This window comes from Arthrobacter sp. M71 S08 (genome assembly GCF_059089725.1).
Genome location: NZ_JBNHEY010000014.1, coordinates 1 through 1,945, shown reverse-complemented (window position 1 = coordinate 1,945; position 1,945 = coordinate 1). Strand labels below are relative to the sequence as shown.

At 56.6% G+C, this 1,945-nt stretch carries 2 rRNA genes; both read left to right on the top strand.

Features of this window, described 5'->3' with window-relative positions:
* Window positions 1–1,571 (top strand): 23S ribosomal RNA (locus AC5RTB_RS16545); the annotation flags it as partial.
* A 249-nt stretch (window positions 1,572–1,820) separates the two neighbouring features.
* A 5S ribosomal RNA gene (gene rrf / locus AC5RTB_RS16540) occupies window positions 1,821–1,937 on the top strand.
* Window positions 1,938–1,945 lie beyond the last annotated feature (8 nt).

Genomic DNA, 1,945 nt, shown 5'->3' with positions numbered 1-1,945 from the left:
TTCCAGTGCCCTTCGGGGCCCGTGTTGTGGGGGCGCGTGGGACCTGATCTTGGGAGGTAAGCGTATTAACAGGTGTGACGCAGGAAGGTAGTCGGGCCGGGCGATGGTTGTCCCGGTCTAAGGATGTAGGAGGGACCATAGGCAAATCCGTGGTCCTGGTTTTGATACCGTCTCTGAGACCCGATGGGCCCCACCTTGGGTGGGGATCCGATGATCCTATGCTGCCGAGAAAAGCATCGGCGTGAGGTTCCAACTGCCCGTACCCCAAACCGACACAGGTGATCAGGTAGAGAATACTAAGGCGATCGAGAGAATTATGGTTAAGGAACTCGGCAAAATGCCCCCGTAACTTCGGGAGAAGGGGGGCCCCAACCGTGAACCACACTTGCTGTGGGGAGGCGGATCGGGGCCGCAGAGACCAGGGGGAAGCGACTGTTTACTAAAAACACAGGTCCGTGCGAAGTCGCAAGACGATGTATACGGACTGACTCCTGCCCGGTGCTGGAAGGTTAAGAGGACCGGTTAGCTCACTTGTGGGCGAAGCTGGGAATTCAAGCCCCAGTAAACGGCGGTGGTAACTATAACCATCCTAAGGTAGCGAAATTCCTTGTCGGGTAAGTTCCGACCTGCACGAATGGAGTAACGACTTCCCCGCTGTCTCAACCATAAACTCGGCGAAATTGCACTACGAGTAAAGATGCTCGTTACGCGCAGCAGGACGGAAAGACCCCGAGACCTTCACTATAGTTTGGTATTGGTGTTCGGTGTGGCTTGTGTAGGATAGGTGGGAGACTGTGAAGCTTGGACGCCAGTTCAGGTGGAGTCATCGTTGAAATACCACTCTGGTCACTCTGGATATCTAACTTCGGCCCGTAATCCGGGTCAGGGACAGTGCCTGATGGGTAGTTTAACTGGGGCGGTTGCCTCCCAAAAAGTAACGGAGGCGCCCAAAGGTTCCCTCAGCCTGGTTGGCAATCAGGTGGCGAGTGTAAGTGCACAAGGGAGCTTGACTGTGAGAGAGACATCTCAAGCAGGGACGAAAGTCGGGACTAGTGATCCGGCGGCACATTGTGGAATGGCCGTCGCTCAACGGATAAAAGGTACCTCGGGGATAACAGGCTGATCTTGCCCAAGAGTCCATATCGACGGCATGGTTTGGCACCTCGATGTCGGCTCGTCGCATCCTGGGGCTGGAGTAGGTCCCAAGGGTTGGGCTGTTCGCCCATTAAAGCGGTACGCGAGCTGGGTTTAGAACGTCGTGAGACAGTTCGGTCCCTATCCGCTGCGCGCGTAGGAAATTTGAGAAGGGCTGTCCTTAGTACGAGAGGACCGGGACGGACGAACCTCTGGTGTGTCAGTTGTACTGCCAAGTGCACCGCTGATTAGCTACGTTCGGATGGGATAACCGCTGAAAGCATCTAAGCGGGAAGCCTGCTTCAAGATGAGATTTCCATACACCATTTGGTGTGAGAGGCCCCCAGCCAGACCACTGGGTTGATAGGCCGGATGTGGAAGCGAGGACTAACGACTCGTGAAGCTGACCGGTACTAATACGCCGATAACTTGACACCACAAAACACACACATGCTACGCGTCCACTATGCGGTTCCCAACCAACAACCCCGCACCCCCACCACCACCCCCAGGGGTGGCCGGCCATAGGGTGCAGGCCAGGGAACAGCACCACAGCACCACCAGAAGTACGTACAACTGCATAAGCACCACCAAGTTGTAACCACTACAGTTTTCCCGCCCCCACCGGCCGGCCCGCACCCAGTGCGGACACCGCCAGCTGAAAAGGGGGATGAGGGTACAAGGGTTACGGCGGTCATAGCGTGGGGGAAACGCCCGGTCCCATTCCGAACCCGGAAGCTAAGACCCACAGCGCCGATGGTACTGCACCCGAGAGAGTGTGGGAGAGTAGGACACCGCCGGACAACACTTA